Genomic DNA, 13,557 nt, shown 5'->3' with positions numbered 1-13,557 from the left:
GCTGCGAGCGTAATGACGCCGCCGCACGGCCGCCGCGCGAGCGGTGGCCGCTCGAAGGGCCCGGGAGCGCGCCCGCGTCGCTGCCGCACGGCCGCGAAGCCGTCGCCGGTGACTGCGCCGTCCGGGGGTACTCCGGCGAGCGCCTACCCTTGTGGCATGAGCAGCATCGACCGGAGCCAAGAAGTGGGCGTCACTCGCAGCTATGAGATCCGCACCTACGGGTGCCAGATGAACGTCCACGACTCCGAGCGATTGGCCGGGCTGCTCGAGGACGCCGGGTATGTACGTGCGCCCGAGGGGTCGGACGGTGACGCGGACGTCGTCGTCTTCAACACCTGCGCCGTCCGGGAGAACGCCGACAACCGGCTCTACGGCAACCTCGGCCACCTCGCCCCCAAGAAGGCGAAGCGGCCCGGGATGCAGATCGCGGTCGGCGGCTGCCTGGCGCAGAAGGACCGGGACACCATCGTGAAGAAGGCGCCCTGGGTGGACGTCGTCTTCGGCACGCACAACATCGGCAAGCTGCCGGTCCTGCTGGAGCGCGCCCGCGTCCAGGAGGAGGCGCAGGTCGAGATCGCCGAGTCGCTGGAGGCGTTCCCCTCCACGCTGCCCACGCGCCGCGAGAGCGCGTACGCGGCCTGGGTGTCCATCTCCGTGGGCTGCAACAACACCTGCACCTTCTGCATCGTCCCGGCGCTGCGCGGCAAGGAGAAGGACCGCCGTCCCGGCGACATCCTCGCCGAGGTCGAGGCCCTCGTGGGCGAGGGCGTCTCGGAGATCACGCTGCTCGGCCAGAACGTCAACGCCTACGGCTCCGACATCGGCGACCGGGAGGCGTTCAGCAAGCTGCTGCGCGCCTGCCGGGACATCGAGGGCCTGGAGCGCGTCCGGTTCACCTCCCCGCACCCGCGCGACTTCACCGACGACGTGATCGCCGCGATGGCCGAGACCCCGAACGTCATGCCGCAGCTGCACATGCCGCTGCAGTCCGGCTCGGACTCGGTGCTGAAGGCGATGCGCCGCTCCTACCGGCAGGAGCGCTACCTCGGGATCATCGAGAAGGTGCGCGCCGCCATCCCGCACGCCGCCATCACCACCGACATCATCGTGGGCTTCCCCGGCGAGACCGAGGAGGACTTCGAGCAGACGCTGCACGTGGTGCGTGAGGCGCGGTTCGCTCAGGCGTTCACCTTCCAGTACTCCAAGCGGCCCGGCACCCCGGCCGCCGAGATGGAGAACCAGGTCCCCAAGGAGGTCGTCCAGGCGCGCTACGAGCGGCTCGTCGCCCTCCAGGAGGAGATCTCCTGGGAGGAGAACAAGAAGCAGGTCGGCCGCACGCTCGAACTGATGGTCGCGGAGGGCGAGGGCCGCAAGGACGGCGCCACCCACCGCCTGTCCGGCCGCGCCCCCGACAACCGCCTGGTCCACTTCACCAAGCCGGAGCAGGAGGTGCGCCCCGGCGACGTGGTCACGGTCGAGGTCACCTACGCCGCGCCGCACCACCTGCTCGCCGAGGGACCGGTGCTCGACGTGCGCCGCACCCGGGCGGGTGACGCCTGGGAGAAGCGCACCGCCGCCGAGGCGGCCAAGCCGGCCGGGGTCATGCTGGGCCTGCCGAAGATCGGCGTCCCGGAGCCGCTGCCGGCGGCTGCGGGCAGCGGCTGCGGCTGCGACTGAGCCACTCCTGGCGGGGTGGGGAGCGGTGCACGCGTTACCCTGCCGATCATGCTTGTCGCCGCCGCAGTCTGTCCCTGTCCGCCCCTTCTCGTGCCCGCGGTCGCCGCGGGTGCCGCACCCGAACTGGACGCCCTGCGCGCCGCGTGCACGGACGCGCTGGGAGTGCTGGCCGCCGCCCGGCCCGGCCTGCTCATGGTGGTGGGGCCCGCCGAGAAGTCCGGGCGGGGCCCGCACCCGGAGGGCGCCCGGGGTTCCTTCCGCGGCTTCGGCGTGGATCTGGACGTACGGCTCGGTGGGTTCACGGACACGGATACGGGCACGGGCCCCGCGTCGGAGCGCGAACTGCCGCCCTCGCTCGCCGTCGCGGCGTGGCTGCTGGAGCGGACCGGCTGGTCCGACGCCCCGATCGAGGGGCTGGGCGTGGGCGAGCCGCTGGCGCCCGAGCGGTGCATCGCCGCCGGACGGGACATCGCCGCGCGCGCCGACCGGGTGGCGCTGCTGGTGATGGGTGACGCCAGCGCCTGCCGGTCGCTCAAGGCACCCGGGTATCTCGACGAACGTGCCGAGCCCTTCGACGCGGAGGTCGCCCGTGCGCTCGGCGCGGCGGACGTGGCGGCGCTGAGCGCCCTCGACGCCGAGCTGGCGTACGAGCTGAAGGCGGCCGGCCGGGCCCCGTGGCAGGTGCTCGCGGGCGCCGCCGAGGGCGCCGGCCTCTCCGGCACCCTGCTCCACGACTCCGCGCCCTACGGCGTGGGCTACCTCGTCGCCACCTGGTCCTGACAGGACGCCACGCCGCCTGGTTCCGGTCCTATCCCGGGTACGGGCGCGGGCGGTGTCTTCCGGGGACGTCATGGCGCGCCCGCGCCCGGGGGCGGGCAGAGCCCCACGGCGCGGCGGACGGCCGGGAAGACCTGCTTCCCGGCCGTCCGCCGGTGTACCGCCGTCGTGGTCTTCGGGACGCTGTTCAGGAGGTGGGCGGGGGTCCCTCCGGAGGCGTCTGCGGAGGCGTCTGGGCGGTCTCGCCGCCCGGCGCCGTACTCGTGCTTGTGTCCGGCCGCCGCTCACCCCGGTGGGCGATGCGGTCGACGGCCTCCTTCGCCTTGCCCGTGCCCGCGTGGATCTTCTCGCTGTACTTGCCCTTGGTCTTCTCGTCGACCACCTTCGCGGCCCTGTCCAGCCCGTGCTCGATCGAGCCCCTCTGCCGCTGGGCGAGGTCCGAGACCTTGTCCTTGGCCGGGCCGAGTTTGGCCTTCATGTTGTCCAGCAGACCCATGGTTCACCTTCCCTGGCGGAAGTTACGTGCGGGCGCCCTCGCCGGCCTCCTGCTCGGCAACCTCGTCGGTGCACTGCTGCTTGGGGATCTCCACGCCGTCCGCGGCGGTCCGGTCGGTGCCCTCGGCGCCGGCACCGACGGCCTCCGCCTCCGTCGCCTTCACCGCGTCGGCCTCGGCACCGCCGTCCGCCCCGGCGGACCCCTTCGCCGCTGCCGTCCTGTCCACCGCGGGGCCGGTGGTCACATCCTGCGAGCCGGTCGTCGCCGCGCCGGCCGGCTCCTTCGTGACCGATGCCTCCTCCGCAGCCCTCGACTCCGTAGCCCTCGACCTCCGGAAAAGTCGCGCAAAAACGCCCATATCAACTCCATACGTTACTCGTGCGGGCGAAACCGCGTAGCCCGGTGTGTCCGTCCCCGCTGCCCGGACCACCGCCCGCCGGAATCCGGCCGCGTGAACCTCGCAACGGGCAACGACCCCGCGCGCGTGCCGTCACGTAACTCGTTCGAGGGGCCCGCGGGAGGTTTGCGAAACTGGTGCGGTGAGCAGCGCACCCCCCGCCCCCCGCGTCATCGCCGTCGTCGGCCCCACCGCGGCCGGAAAGTCCGACCTCGGTGTCTTCCTGGCCCAGCGCCTCGGTGGAGAGGTCGTCAACGCCGACTCCATGCAGCTCTACCGAGGGATGGACATCGGCACCGCGAAGCTGACGCCCGAGGAGCGCGGCGGCGTACCGCACCACCTCCTGGACATCTGGGACGTGACGGTCACGGCCTCCGTCGCCGAGTACCAGCGGCTCGCGAGGCAGCACATCGACGCCCTGCTCGCCGAGGGACGCTGGCCGGTCCTGGTCGGCGGCTCCGGCCTCTACGTCCGCGGGGCCGTGGACAACCTGGAGTTCCCCGGCACCGACCCGGCCGTGCGGGCACGCCTGGAGGAGGAGCTCGCGCTGCGCGGCTCCGGGGCGCTCCACGCCCGCCTGGCCGCCGCCGACCCGGAGGCCGCGCGGGCGATTCTGCCCAGCAACGGCCGCCGTATCGTCCGGGCGCTGGAAGTGATCGAGATCACCGGCCGGCCGTTCACGGCCAACCTCCCGGGACACGACTCCGTCTACGACACCGTTCAGATCGGCGTCGACGTGGCGCGGCCCGAGCTCGACGAGCGCATCGCGCGCCGGGTCGACCGCATGTGGGAGGCGGGTCTCGTGGAGGAGGTGCGCGCGCTGGAGGCGCAGGGTCTGCGGGAGGGGCGTACGGCCTCCCGGGCGCTCGGCTACCAGCAGGTGCTCGCGGCGCTCGCCGGGGAGTGCACGCTGGAGGAGGCGCGCGCCGAGACCGTACGCGCCACCAAGCGCTTCGCGCGCCGTCAGGACTCCTGGTTCCGGCGCGACCCGCGCGTGCACTGGCTGAGCGGGGCCGCCGCGGACCTCCCGGAACTTCCGCACCTCGCGCTGGCGTTGGTCGAACGACCGGTTACAGCCTGATCACGTGATGGCATCGGGACGCCCAGGCCGTCATCCGGGCCTCCGGGACCGTGCCATCATCGAGCTTCGATCGACCAAGTGGAGTCCTAGTTGGGAGGGCGCGTGGCGATGGAGGCCGGCCCTCGCGACACCGCACAAGGCGCACGCGGCGCACATGCCGCGCACGGCACCGAGCGCATCACCATGGAGCGCGCCGGTGCGGAACCGGACGAGGACCCGCTGAGCCCCGACGGGCCCGACGACACGCAGGACGGCGTGACCGCGGACGGCCCGGAGCCCGAGGAGATGTTCGCCGGGCCCGAGGTGGAGGTCGAGCTGCGACCGCAGCGGCGCCTGCGTATCTGGCAGCTCGCCCCCATCGTGGGACTGGCCGCCGTCGGCTCGCTGATGTTCGCCTTCCCGCTGGCCTTCGACGGCGACAGCGGTGCGATGATCGCCATGCTGGGGCTGCTGATCTGCTCCTGCGCGGCAGGCTGGGGCATGATGGCCGCCCGGCGCGTGGGGTACACCTGGCCGGGCCTGCCGCCGCGCGGTGCCGGCGGACGTCCCGACTGGCGGCTGATCGGCGCCTATGTGCTGCTCGTCGCGGTCGTCGTGGTCCTCGCCGTCTGGCGGGTCGCCCGGCTGCGTTAGTCCGGTCGCGTCGGCCGGCGTCCACGGCTGCCGCCCCCACCGCTGCCGCCCTCCACGTGCGCCCGCCGCCGTGGGGCGCCTCGTCCCTCGCCCGGTGGCCACCGGGTTGTCGTACCCACCCCGTACGATCGAGGCATGAGCACCCGCATCGCCTTCCTCAAGGGTCACGGCACGGAGAACGACTTCGTGATCATCCCCGACCCGGAGAACACCGTCGAGCTGTCCCCGGCAGCGGTCGCCGCCCTGTGCGACCGGCGCGCGGGCATCGGCGGCGACGGGGTGCTGCACGTCGTCCGGTCGGCCGCGCACCCCGAGGCCCGGGAGATGGCCGCCGAGGCCGAGTGGTTCATGGACTACCGCAACGGCGACGGCTCCATCGCGGAGATGTGCGGCAACGGCGTACGGGTGTTCGCGCGCTATCTCCAGCACGCCGGGCACGTGGCCGAGGGCGACCTCGCGATCGCCACCCGCGGCGGCGTGAAGACGGTGCACCTCGCCAAAGACGGCGACGTCACCGTCGGCATGGGCCGGGCGCGGCTGCCCGAGCAGGAGGTCACGGTCAGTGTCGGGCGGCACAGCTGGCCCGCGCGGAACGTGAACATGGGCAATCCGCACGCGGTCGCCTTCGTCGACGACCTCGCCGACGCCGGCGACCTGTACTCCCCGCCCCCGTTCAGCCCGGCCGCCGCCTACCCGGACGGGGTGAACGTCGAGTTCGTGGTCGACCGCGGCCCCCGGCACGTCGCGATGCGCGTGCACGAGCGCGGCGCCGGCGAGACCCGCTCGTGCGGCACGGGCGCCTGTGCCGTCGCCGTGGCGGCCGCCCGGCGCGACGGAGCCGACCCGGCCGTCACCGGCTCCCCGGCCACCTACACGGTGGACGTGCCCGGCGGAACGCTGGTGATCACCGAGCGTCCGGACGGCGAGATCGAGATGACCGGCCCCGCGGTGATCGTCGCCGAGGGCGCGATCGACGCGGAGTGGCTGGAAACAGCGGCCGGTTGAGCACCCGCGGCACACACCCAGCGGGGGTTGCGAGCCGGATACGGCACAGGAACCATGCCCGGAGCGCGGGCACGGGAGCGAATCCACGGCCGACGTCCTGTCAGGTGGCCAGAAATCGTAAACCTCCGATCTGTCGCTCGAATGGGTGATCCGTTTCACGCTCTCCGAGAGGCGGTCGGCCCGGTGTGCTGGGCTCGGTAGCATCAAGCACCGGCCCGGACGGGGGATCCGACGCCAACCCCTGAGCCGAGTACGCCCTGGGGCACCCCGTCCGCCGGTCCACGCAGCCGGAGGTGCCCATGAGTGCGGATGCCACGAATCCCGCGGCCCCGGGCCCGGTGGCGCCCGCGGCGCCCCGCAGGAGGGCCCGCCCGCGGATCGACCTGCGCCGCCTCGGCCGCGCCGCGCTGCTCGGCCCGGCCGCCCGCGACCGGCTGCCCGACGCCATCGGCCACGTGGCCGAGGCACACCGCGCCCACTTCCCCGACGCGGACCTCGAACCGCTGCGCCGCGCCTACGTCCTGGCCGAGTCCTCGCACCGCGGCCAGATGCGCAAGAGCGGCGAGCCGTACATCACGCATCCGCTCGCCGTCACTCTGATCCTCGCCGAACTCGGCGCCGAGACGACGACGTTGACCGCCTCCCTCCTGCACGACACCGTCGAGGACACCGACGTGACGCTCGACCAGGTCGGCGAGCAGTTCGGGGAGGAGGTCCGCTACCTCGTCGACGGCGTCACCAAGCTGGAGAAGGTCGACTACGGCGCCGCGGCCGAGCCCGAGACCTTCCGCAAGATGCTCGTCGCCACCGGCAACGACGTCCGCGTGATGTCGATCAAACTGGCCGACCGGCTGCACAACATGCGCACGCTCGGCGTCATGCGCCCCGAGAAACAGGCCCGCATCGCCAAGGTGACCAGGGACGTGCTCATCCCGCTCGCCGAACGGCTCGGCGTGCAGGCGCTCAAGACCGAACTGGAGGACCTGGTCTTCGCGATCCTGCACCCGGAGGAGTACGAGTGCACACGGGAGTTGATCGCCGAGAACGCGGCCCGGCCGGGCGACCCGCTCACCGAGGTCGCCGAGCAGGTCCGCGGTGTGCTGCGCGAGGCCGACATCTCCGCCGAAGTCCTCGTCAGACCGCGGCACTTCGTGTCCGTGCACCGCGTCGCCCGTAAACGCGGCCGGCTGCGCGGCTGCGATTTCGGCCGGCTGCTCGTGCTGGTGAACGAGGACGCCGACTGCTACGGGGTCCTCGGCGAGCTGCACACCTGTATGACGCCGGTCGTCTCGGAGTTCAAGGACTTCATCGCCGTACCCAAGTTCAACCTCTACCAGTCGCTGCACACGGCCGTCGCCCGGGAGGACGGCCAGGTCGTCGAAGTACTCATCCGCACCCACCAGATGCACAAGGTCGCCGAGGCCGGCGTCGTCGCGCTCGGCAATCCCTACGCTCCTCCTTCGGAGGAGCAGTCGACGGGCGACGGCGAGCGCGTCGACCCCACCCGTCCCGGCTGGCTCTCCCGCCTCCTCGACTGGCAGCGGGCGGCACCCGACCCCGACACCTTCTGGTCCACGCTGCGCGAGGACCTCGCCCAGGACCGCGAGATCACCGTCTTCCGGCCCGACGGCGGCACGCTGGGCCTGCCCGAGGGCGCGACCTGCGTGGACGCGGCCTACGCGCAGTACGGCGAGGACGCCCACGCCTGCATCGGCGCCCGCGTCAACGGCCGCCTGGCGACGCTCAGCACCGTCCTGAGGGACGGCGACACCGTCCAGCTCCTCATGGGCCAGGACCCCGCCTCCGAGCCGTCCAGGGAATGGCTGGACCACGCCCACACCCCCGCCGCCCGGATCGCCATCCAGCGATGGCTGGCGGCGCATCCGGCGGCGGCCGACGACGCGGCGGGGACCGCCGGGCGGGCCACGCCGGGTGGCCCGGACGCCGGGAGCGAGGTTCCGGGGGTCACTCCCGCGGCCGTCGACGGGGCGCCCCCGGCCGCCGCGGCCACGGCGGAGGAACCCGGAAGGTCCGACGGGGCGGACGGGCCCCTGCCGGACACGCGCGGCGGCCTGTCCCCGGCGGCGAGCGCCGTCATCGTCGACCAGCCCCGCGCGACCGTGCGGCTCGCCGGGTGCTGCACACCCGTGCCGCCGGACGAGATCACCGCGTTCGCCGTCCGCGGGGGAGTGGTGACCGTGCACCGCGTCGCGTGCGCCACGGTGACGCAGATGACGGACGCGGGGCGCCCCGAGGTCGGCGTGCGCTGGGGCGATACCACCGCGTGCCGTGTCACGCTGCTCGCCGAATCGTTCGGCCGCCCCCGTCTGCTCGCCGACCTGACGGAGGCCATCGCCCTGGAGGGCGTCGAGATCGTCTCGGCGACCGTGGCCCCGCCGACCCAGCAGCGCGTCCACCACACCTACACCCTGCAGCTCCCCGACGCCGCCCGCCTGCCCGCCCTCATGCGGGCGATGCGCAACGTCCCGGGCGTCTACGACGTCAGCCGAACCCAGCCGCAGCCCCAACCGCCGGGGAGCTGAACCGAGGGGGGACGGGTCTGCGCCGGGGATGCCACCCCTGTCCGCAACCTGGAGGGCCCCGTTCGGGTGGGCCGGGCGCGCGTCGTCGTCGCACCACCGCCGGGCGCTGATAGCCGTGGGTCCATGCCGCGCACTCTCCGTCACCGCCCCATGCGTCGCCTGAAGGCGACCGTTCTCGCGTCCGCCGTCTCCGTCTGCCTCCTCGCCGCGAGCGCCCCGCCCGCCCCGCTCGGCATCGGCGACCGGTTGTTCCCGTATCTGGGCAACCCCGGCTACGACGTGGCGTCGTACGACCTCTCCTTCACCTACTCCGGCGACAACCGCAAGCCGCTCCAGGCCGTCACCACGATCGACGCCCGCGTGACGAGGACGCTGCGGAGCGTGAACCTCGACTTCGGGCACGGCAAGGTCACCTCCGTGGAGGTCGACGGCCGGCCGGCCGAGTTCACCACCGCCGGTGAGGACCTCGTGGTCACCCCGAAGGCCCCGCTGCCCGAGTACGGCCTGACGCGGATCACCGTGCACCACACCAGCGACCCCGCGTCGGCGAAGGGCCTGGACGGCGGCTGGGTGCGCACCACGGACGGCCTCGCCCTGGCCAACCAGGCCGACGCCGCGCACCTGGTGTTCCCGTGCAACGACCACCCCTCCGACAAGGCGCTGTTCACCATCCGGGTCACCGCCCCCGACGGGTACACCGCCGTCGCCAACGGCCTGCCGGAGGGTGTCGCCCGGGCCGGCGGCCGGACCACCTGGACGTACCGCACCCGGCACCCCATGGCCACCGAACTGGCCCAGGTCTCCATCGGCCGCTCCACCGTGCTGCACCGCACCGGCCCGCACGGTCTGCCCGTCCGCGACGTCGTCCCCAGCAAGGACCGCAAGGCGCTCGAACCGTGGCTCGCCAAGACCCCGGACCAGATCGCCTGGATGGAGAGCAAGGTCGGTCGCTACCCCTTCGAGACGTACGGCCTGCTCATGGCCTCGGCCGCCACCGGTTTCGAACTCGAGACACAGACGCTCTCCCTCTTCGAGAGAGATCTGTTCACCGACCCCGTCTACCCGAAGTGGTACGTGGAGTCGGTGATGGTGCACGAGCTGTCCCACCAGTGGTTCGGCGACAGCGTCACCCCGCGCGCCTGGTCGGACCTGTGGCTCAACGAGGGGCACGCCACCTGGTACGAGGCCCTGTACGCGGAGGAGAAGGCGCACAAGTCCGTGGAGGCCCGGATGAAGGCCGCCTACGGGGCCTCCGACCAGTGGCGCGAGGCCGGAGGCCCGCCCGCGCGGCCCAAGCCGCCGGCGCCCGGCCAGAAGATCGGGATCTTCCGCGCGAACGTCTACGACGGCGCGGCCCTCGTCCTGTACGCGCTGCGCCGGCAGATCGGCGAGGCGGCGTTCGAACGCCTGGAGCGCGCCTGGGCGCGCGGCAACCGGGACTCCACGGTGACCACTGCCGACTTCGTACGGCTGGCCTCGGACGTCGCCGGACGCGACCTGAGCGGCTTCTTCAAGGCCTGGCTGTACGGCGCGAAGACCCCGCCGATGCCCGGCCACCCGGACTGGAAGCCCGCCCCACGGCAGAAGAACGCGCCGAGGACGATGAAGCGGTGACCGTGGCCGGCGAGGAAGTGACCGTGGCAGGCCACTCCGTCGCCGCGGACGGTGGGAAGGGCTGCCGGCGACGGTGCGGAAGCGGCCGCCGCGGCGGAGAAATAACACCGTGACGAGACGGGCCGTCCCGTGCGACCATCTTCGGGTCGGCACGGCAGGGTGCACGGGGAATCTCCCGGGGCACTCGTGCGTTGACAGCAGTGACGGAACTGCCGCGGACAGCCCGTCGGACTCTCCACGGCTCCGTCGCCGCACCACGGATTCCCAACGACGTAAGGACCCAATGACCTCCTCTTCTTCCTCTTCCCAGGCCACCGAGCGCCTTGCGCACACCTACGCCGAAGGTCTTCGGGCCGATGCCCTGATGGAAGAGGACGTCGCCTGGAGCCACGAGATCGACGGAGAGCGGGACGGCGACCAGTTCGACCGCTCCGAGCGCGCGGCCCTGCGCCGTGTCGCGGGCCTCTCCACCGAGCTCGAGGACGTCACCGAGGTCGAGTACCGTCAGCTCCGCCTGGAGCGGGTCGTCCTCGTCGGCGTCTGGACCTCGGGGACCGTGCAGGACGCGGAGAATTCGCTGGCCGAGCTCGCCGCCCTCGCGGAGACCGCCGGCGCGGTCGTGCTGGACGGTGTGATCCAGCGCCGCGACAAGCCCGACGCGGCCACCTACATCGGCTCCGGCAAGGCCGACGAGCTGCGCGACATCGTCCTGGAGACGGGCGCGGACACCGTCATCTGCGACGGTGAGCTCAGCCCGGGTCAGCTGATCCACCTCGAGGACGTCGTCAAGGTCAAGGTCATCGACCGTACGGCCCTGATCCTGGACATCTTCGCCCAGCACGCCAAGTCCCGGGAGGGCAAGGCGCAGGTCGCGCTCGCGCAGATGCAGTACATGCTGCCGAGGCTGCGCGGCTGGGGTCAGTCCCTGTCCCGCCAGATGGGCGGCGGCAGCGGCGGACTCGCCACGCGTGGTCCCGGTGAGACCAAGATCGAGACGGACCGGCGCCGGATCCGCGAGAAGATGGCGAAGATGCGCCGGGAGATCGCGGAGATGAAGACCGGCCGCGAGATCAAGCGCCAGGAGCGGCGCCGTCACAAGGTCCCCTCCGTCGCCATCGCGGGTTACACCAACGCGGGAAAGTCCTCCCTGCTCAACCGCCTCACCGGCGCGGGCGTCCTGGTCGAGAACGCGCTGTTCGCGACCCTGGACCCGACCGTGCGCCGGGCCGAGACCCCGAGCGGGCGGCTGTACACGCTGGCCGACACCGTCGGATTCGTCCGGCACCTGCCGCACCACCTGGTCGAGGCGTTCCGCTCCACCATGGAGGAGGTCGGCGACTCCGACCTGATCCTGCACGTCGTGGACGGCTCGCACCCGAACCCGGAGGAGCAGCTGGCCGCCGTGCGCGAGGTGATCAGGGACGTGGGCGCCACCGACGTACCCGAGATCGTCGTGATCAACAAGGCGGACGCGGCGGACCCGCTGGTGCTCCAGCGGCTGCTGCGGATCGAGAAGCACTCGATCGCCGTCTCGGCCCGCACCGGCCGGGGCATCGCCGAGCTGCGCGCCCTGATCGACAACGAGCTGCCCCGGCCGTCCGTCGAGATCGAGGCGCTCGTGCCGTACACCCACGGCAAGCTGGTCGCGCGCGCCCACACCGAGGGCGAGGTGATCTCCGAGGAGCACACCGCGGAGGGCACCCTGCTCAAGGCCCGGGTGCACGAGGAGCTCGCGGCGGACCTGGCGCCGTACGTGCCGGCTGCCGCGCTCTGAGCCGCTCCGGCCCGGGTGCGCCGGCCGGCTCCGGCGCACCGTGCCACCTCGGTCCGGCGCACAGCACAAGGGCCCGCTCCCTGTCGCAGGGGCGGGCCCTCGTCATGCCTCCGGTGTCACCGGCCGCCGTACGTCCTGCTCATGTTCTCGTACAGCGCCTCGGCGCCCCGGCCCAGCTGCGGGCCCGCGAGCCAGGTGTTGTCGGACGGGCCGATCGAGGTGTTGGAGACCAGTTCGGTCTTCCCGCCCACCACGCGGAACCAGCCGCCGCCGGACGAGCCACCGGTCATGGTGCAGCCGATGCGGTACATCGTCGGCAGGGACGGACTGAGCGAGAACCGGCCCGGCCGGTCCAGGCACCGGAACATCCTCAGACCGTTGTAGGGCGGCGCGGCCGGGTAGCCCCAGGCGCCCATCGTGGTGACCTCGGTGGCCGACGGCGCGGAGAAGTCCACGTCCAGCGCGGCCCCGACGGTCTCCTCCAGCGACTTCGAGCCGGACTCCGGCTTCACGTGCAGCACGGCGTAGTCGTACGCCGCTCCCGCGCCGCCCGTCTCCGAGCCGCCCTGGATCCACTGGTTCGAGGTGGAGGCCCAGTCGGCCCACCAGGCGCCGTACGGGGCGACCTGGGACGCGCCGGCGTCGCTCAGCTCGGACGCGGACTTGCCGAGGTCGTTGTAGGCCGGGACGAACACGATGTTGCGGTACCAGCCGCCGCCCTGGCCGGCGTGTACACAGTGGCCCGCCGTCCACACCAGATTGGACTTGCCCGGATGGTTGACGTCCTTGACGACCGTGCCGGAACAGACCATCGAACCCTCGGGCGAGTCGAAGAACACCTTGCCGACCGGAGCGGCGTGCTCGTGGTACGGGGTCTTCTCGGCCTGGGCCTGCACAGGCGGCGGCGCCGGGTCGCTGACGCCCTGGTCGGCGGCGGCGTCCTTGGTGGAGACCGTCTTGTTGGCCTCCTTGGCTGACTTCATCCGCTCGGGCTTCCACAACCCCTTGATCACCGGGTTGACGAAGTCCTTGGCGGCGCTGAGCCACTTGTCCTTGTCCCAGTCCTTCCAGCCGCCCTTCTGCCACTGGCCGACATCGATCCCGTGCTCCTTGAGCCGGTTCGCGATGTCGGCGGGGACGTGGACCTTGCCGTCACCGCCACCGCTGCCGTCTCCGGCGGCCTGCGAAGCGGTGGCGCCCGGCTTGCCGCTCGCGTCGTCCTTGCCCGAGTCGTCGCAGGCGGTCGCGGTGAGCGTCAGCGTCGCGGCCAGGGCCGTGGCGGCGAGGACGGCGCGCCGGCGCCCGCGCCGGAGCGCGGACGGCGTACGTGTGGAACGCATGGTTCGTAGAACCCCCGTTGGTTGGTTTGCCTGTGGTTCGTCCGCCTGCCGCGCGCGCCGTGCCTGACGGCCGCGCGGCTCACGATGTGCTTGATGTCATGTGCTTGTCAGGCCGCGCCGACGACGGTCCCCGTGCGCTGTGCGCGGGAACCGGCCGGGGAGCGACACCCCACTGTGCAGGTGCGGATGAGTGCCATCGGCGGTGGGCTGGTGAAGGTTT

General features: G+C 72.6%; 11 protein-coding genes. 8 read left to right on the top strand and 3 right to left on the bottom strand.

All coding sequences use genetic code 11. The annotated features are described in order from the left end of the window. Positions 1-156: 156 nt before the first annotated feature. Together miaB and R2S09_RS26140 are read left to right on the top strand one after the other, a co-directional pair. Positions 157-1,677: a tRNA (N6-isopentenyl adenosine(37)-C2)-methylthiotransferase MiaB gene (miaB, locus tag R2S09_RS26145; protein ID WP_316743588.1), complete on the top strand. Its 1,521-nt coding sequence runs from the start codon at positions 157-159 to the stop codon at positions 1,675-1,677. Between the two features lie 48 nt (positions 1,678-1,725). After that, on the top strand, positions 1,726-2,457 hold the full coding sequence (locus R2S09_RS26140) for a class III extradiol dioxygenase subunit B-like domain-containing protein (protein WP_316743586.1): 732 nt from the start codon (positions 1,726-1,728) through the stop codon (positions 2,455-2,457). A 184-nt stretch (positions 2,458-2,641) separates the two neighbouring features. On the opposite strand, the gene R2S09_RS26135 is transcribed toward R2S09_RS26140, so the two are convergent. Then, positions 2,642-2,950, bottom strand: a complete 309-nt coding sequence (locus tag R2S09_RS26135) for an antitoxin (RefSeq protein WP_306189834.1) — start codon at positions 2,948-2,950, stop codon at positions 2,642-2,644. A 22-nt stretch (positions 2,951-2,972) separates the two neighbouring features. After that, positions 2,973-3,194 carry a gliding motility protein gene (locus tag R2S09_RS26130; RefSeq protein WP_316743584.1) on the bottom strand — a complete coding sequence of 74 codons (222 nt, stop codon included), beginning with the start codon at positions 3,192-3,194 and terminating at the stop codon, positions 2,973-2,975. Between the two features lie 295 nt (positions 3,195-3,489). Between R2S09_RS26130 and miaA the strand changes: the two genes are divergently transcribed. The 6 genes from miaA to hflX all read left to right on the top strand — a co-directional run bounded on the left by miaA (position 3,490) and on the right by hflX (position 11,997). Beyond that, positions 3,490-4,428: a tRNA (adenosine(37)-N6)-dimethylallyltransferase MiaA gene (gene miaA / locus R2S09_RS26125; protein ID WP_316743583.1), complete on the top strand. Its 939-nt coding sequence runs from the start codon at positions 3,490-3,492 to the stop codon at positions 4,426-4,428. Between the two features lie 108 nt (positions 4,429-4,536). Further along, positions 4,537-5,061: a hypothetical protein gene (locus R2S09_RS26120; protein WP_306189874.1), complete on the top strand. Its 525-nt coding sequence runs from the start codon at positions 4,537-4,539 to the stop codon at positions 5,059-5,061. 135 nt (positions 5,062-5,196) lie between these two features. Next, a complete protein-coding gene (dapF, locus tag R2S09_RS26115; protein WP_306189831.1) occupies positions 5,197-6,066 on the top strand; it encodes a diaminopimelate epimerase in 870 nt (289 codons plus the stop codon). Between the two features lie 299 nt (positions 6,067-6,365). Next, entirely contained in the window at positions 6,366-8,609 is a 2,244-nt protein-coding gene (locus tag R2S09_RS26110; protein ID WP_316743581.1) for an HD domain-containing protein, read from the top strand. A 123-nt stretch (positions 8,610-8,732) separates the two neighbouring features. Beyond that, positions 8,733-10,223: a M1 family metallopeptidase gene (locus R2S09_RS26105; RefSeq protein ID WP_316743579.1), complete on the top strand. Its 1,491-nt coding sequence runs from the start codon at positions 8,733-8,735 to the stop codon at positions 10,221-10,223. 283 nt (positions 10,224-10,506) lie between these two features. Then, the gene (gene hflX / locus R2S09_RS26100) at positions 10,507-11,997 is read left to right on the top strand and encodes a GTPase HflX (RefSeq protein ID WP_316743578.1); all 1,491 of its coding nucleotides are present in this window, start codon (positions 10,507-10,509) and stop codon (positions 11,995-11,997) included. 116 nt (positions 11,998-12,113) lie between these two features. On the opposite strand, the gene R2S09_RS26095 is transcribed toward hflX, so the two are convergent. Further along, positions 12,114-13,337, bottom strand: a complete 1,224-nt coding sequence (locus R2S09_RS26095; RefSeq protein ID WP_306189827.1) for a serine protease — start codon at positions 13,335-13,337, stop codon at positions 12,114-12,116. Between the last annotated feature and the right edge of the window lie 220 nt (positions 13,338-13,557).

The organism is Streptomyces sp. MK7 (assembly GCF_032658145.1).
GTDB lineage: Bacteria > Actinomycetota > Actinomycetes > Streptomycetales > Streptomycetaceae > Streptomyces > Streptomyces spiralis.
Note: the sequence above shows the minus strand (reverse complement) of the source record. Positions and strands in the feature narration are given on the sequence as shown.

What these genes read in the sequence shown, in the direction of transcription:
- miaB (WP_316743588.1), top strand. Translation starts at nt 157, where the DNA reads ATGAGCAGCATCGACCGGAGCCAAGAAGTGGGCGTCACTCGCAGCTAT.
- R2S09_RS26140 (WP_316743586.1), top strand. Translation starts at nt 1,726, where the DNA reads ATGCTTGTCGCCGCCGCAGTCTGTCCCTGTCCGCCCCTTCTCGTGCCC.
- R2S09_RS26135 (WP_306189834.1), bottom strand. Translation starts at nt 2,950, where the DNA reads ATGGGTCTGCTGGACAACATGAAGGCCAAACTCGGCCCGGCCAAGGAC.
- R2S09_RS26120 (WP_306189874.1), top strand. Translation starts at nt 4,537, where the DNA reads ATGGAGGCCGGCCCTCGCGACACCGCACAAGGCGCACGCGGCGCACAT.
- dapF (WP_306189831.1), top strand. Translation starts at nt 5,197, where the DNA reads ATGAGCACCCGCATCGCCTTCCTCAAGGGTCACGGCACGGAGAACGAC.
- R2S09_RS26110 (WP_316743581.1), top strand. Translation starts at nt 6,366, where the DNA reads ATGAGTGCGGATGCCACGAATCCCGCGGCCCCGGGCCCGGTGGCGCCC.
- R2S09_RS26105 (WP_316743579.1), top strand. Translation starts at nt 8,733, where the DNA reads ATGCCGCGCACTCTCCGTCACCGCCCCATGCGTCGCCTGAAGGCGACC.
- hflX (WP_316743578.1), top strand. Translation starts at nt 10,507, where the DNA reads ATGACCTCCTCTTCTTCCTCTTCCCAGGCCACCGAGCGCCTTGCGCAC.
- R2S09_RS26095 (WP_306189827.1), bottom strand. Translation starts at nt 13,337, where the DNA reads ATGCGTTCCACACGTACGCCGTCCGCGCTCCGGCGCGGGCGCCGGCGC.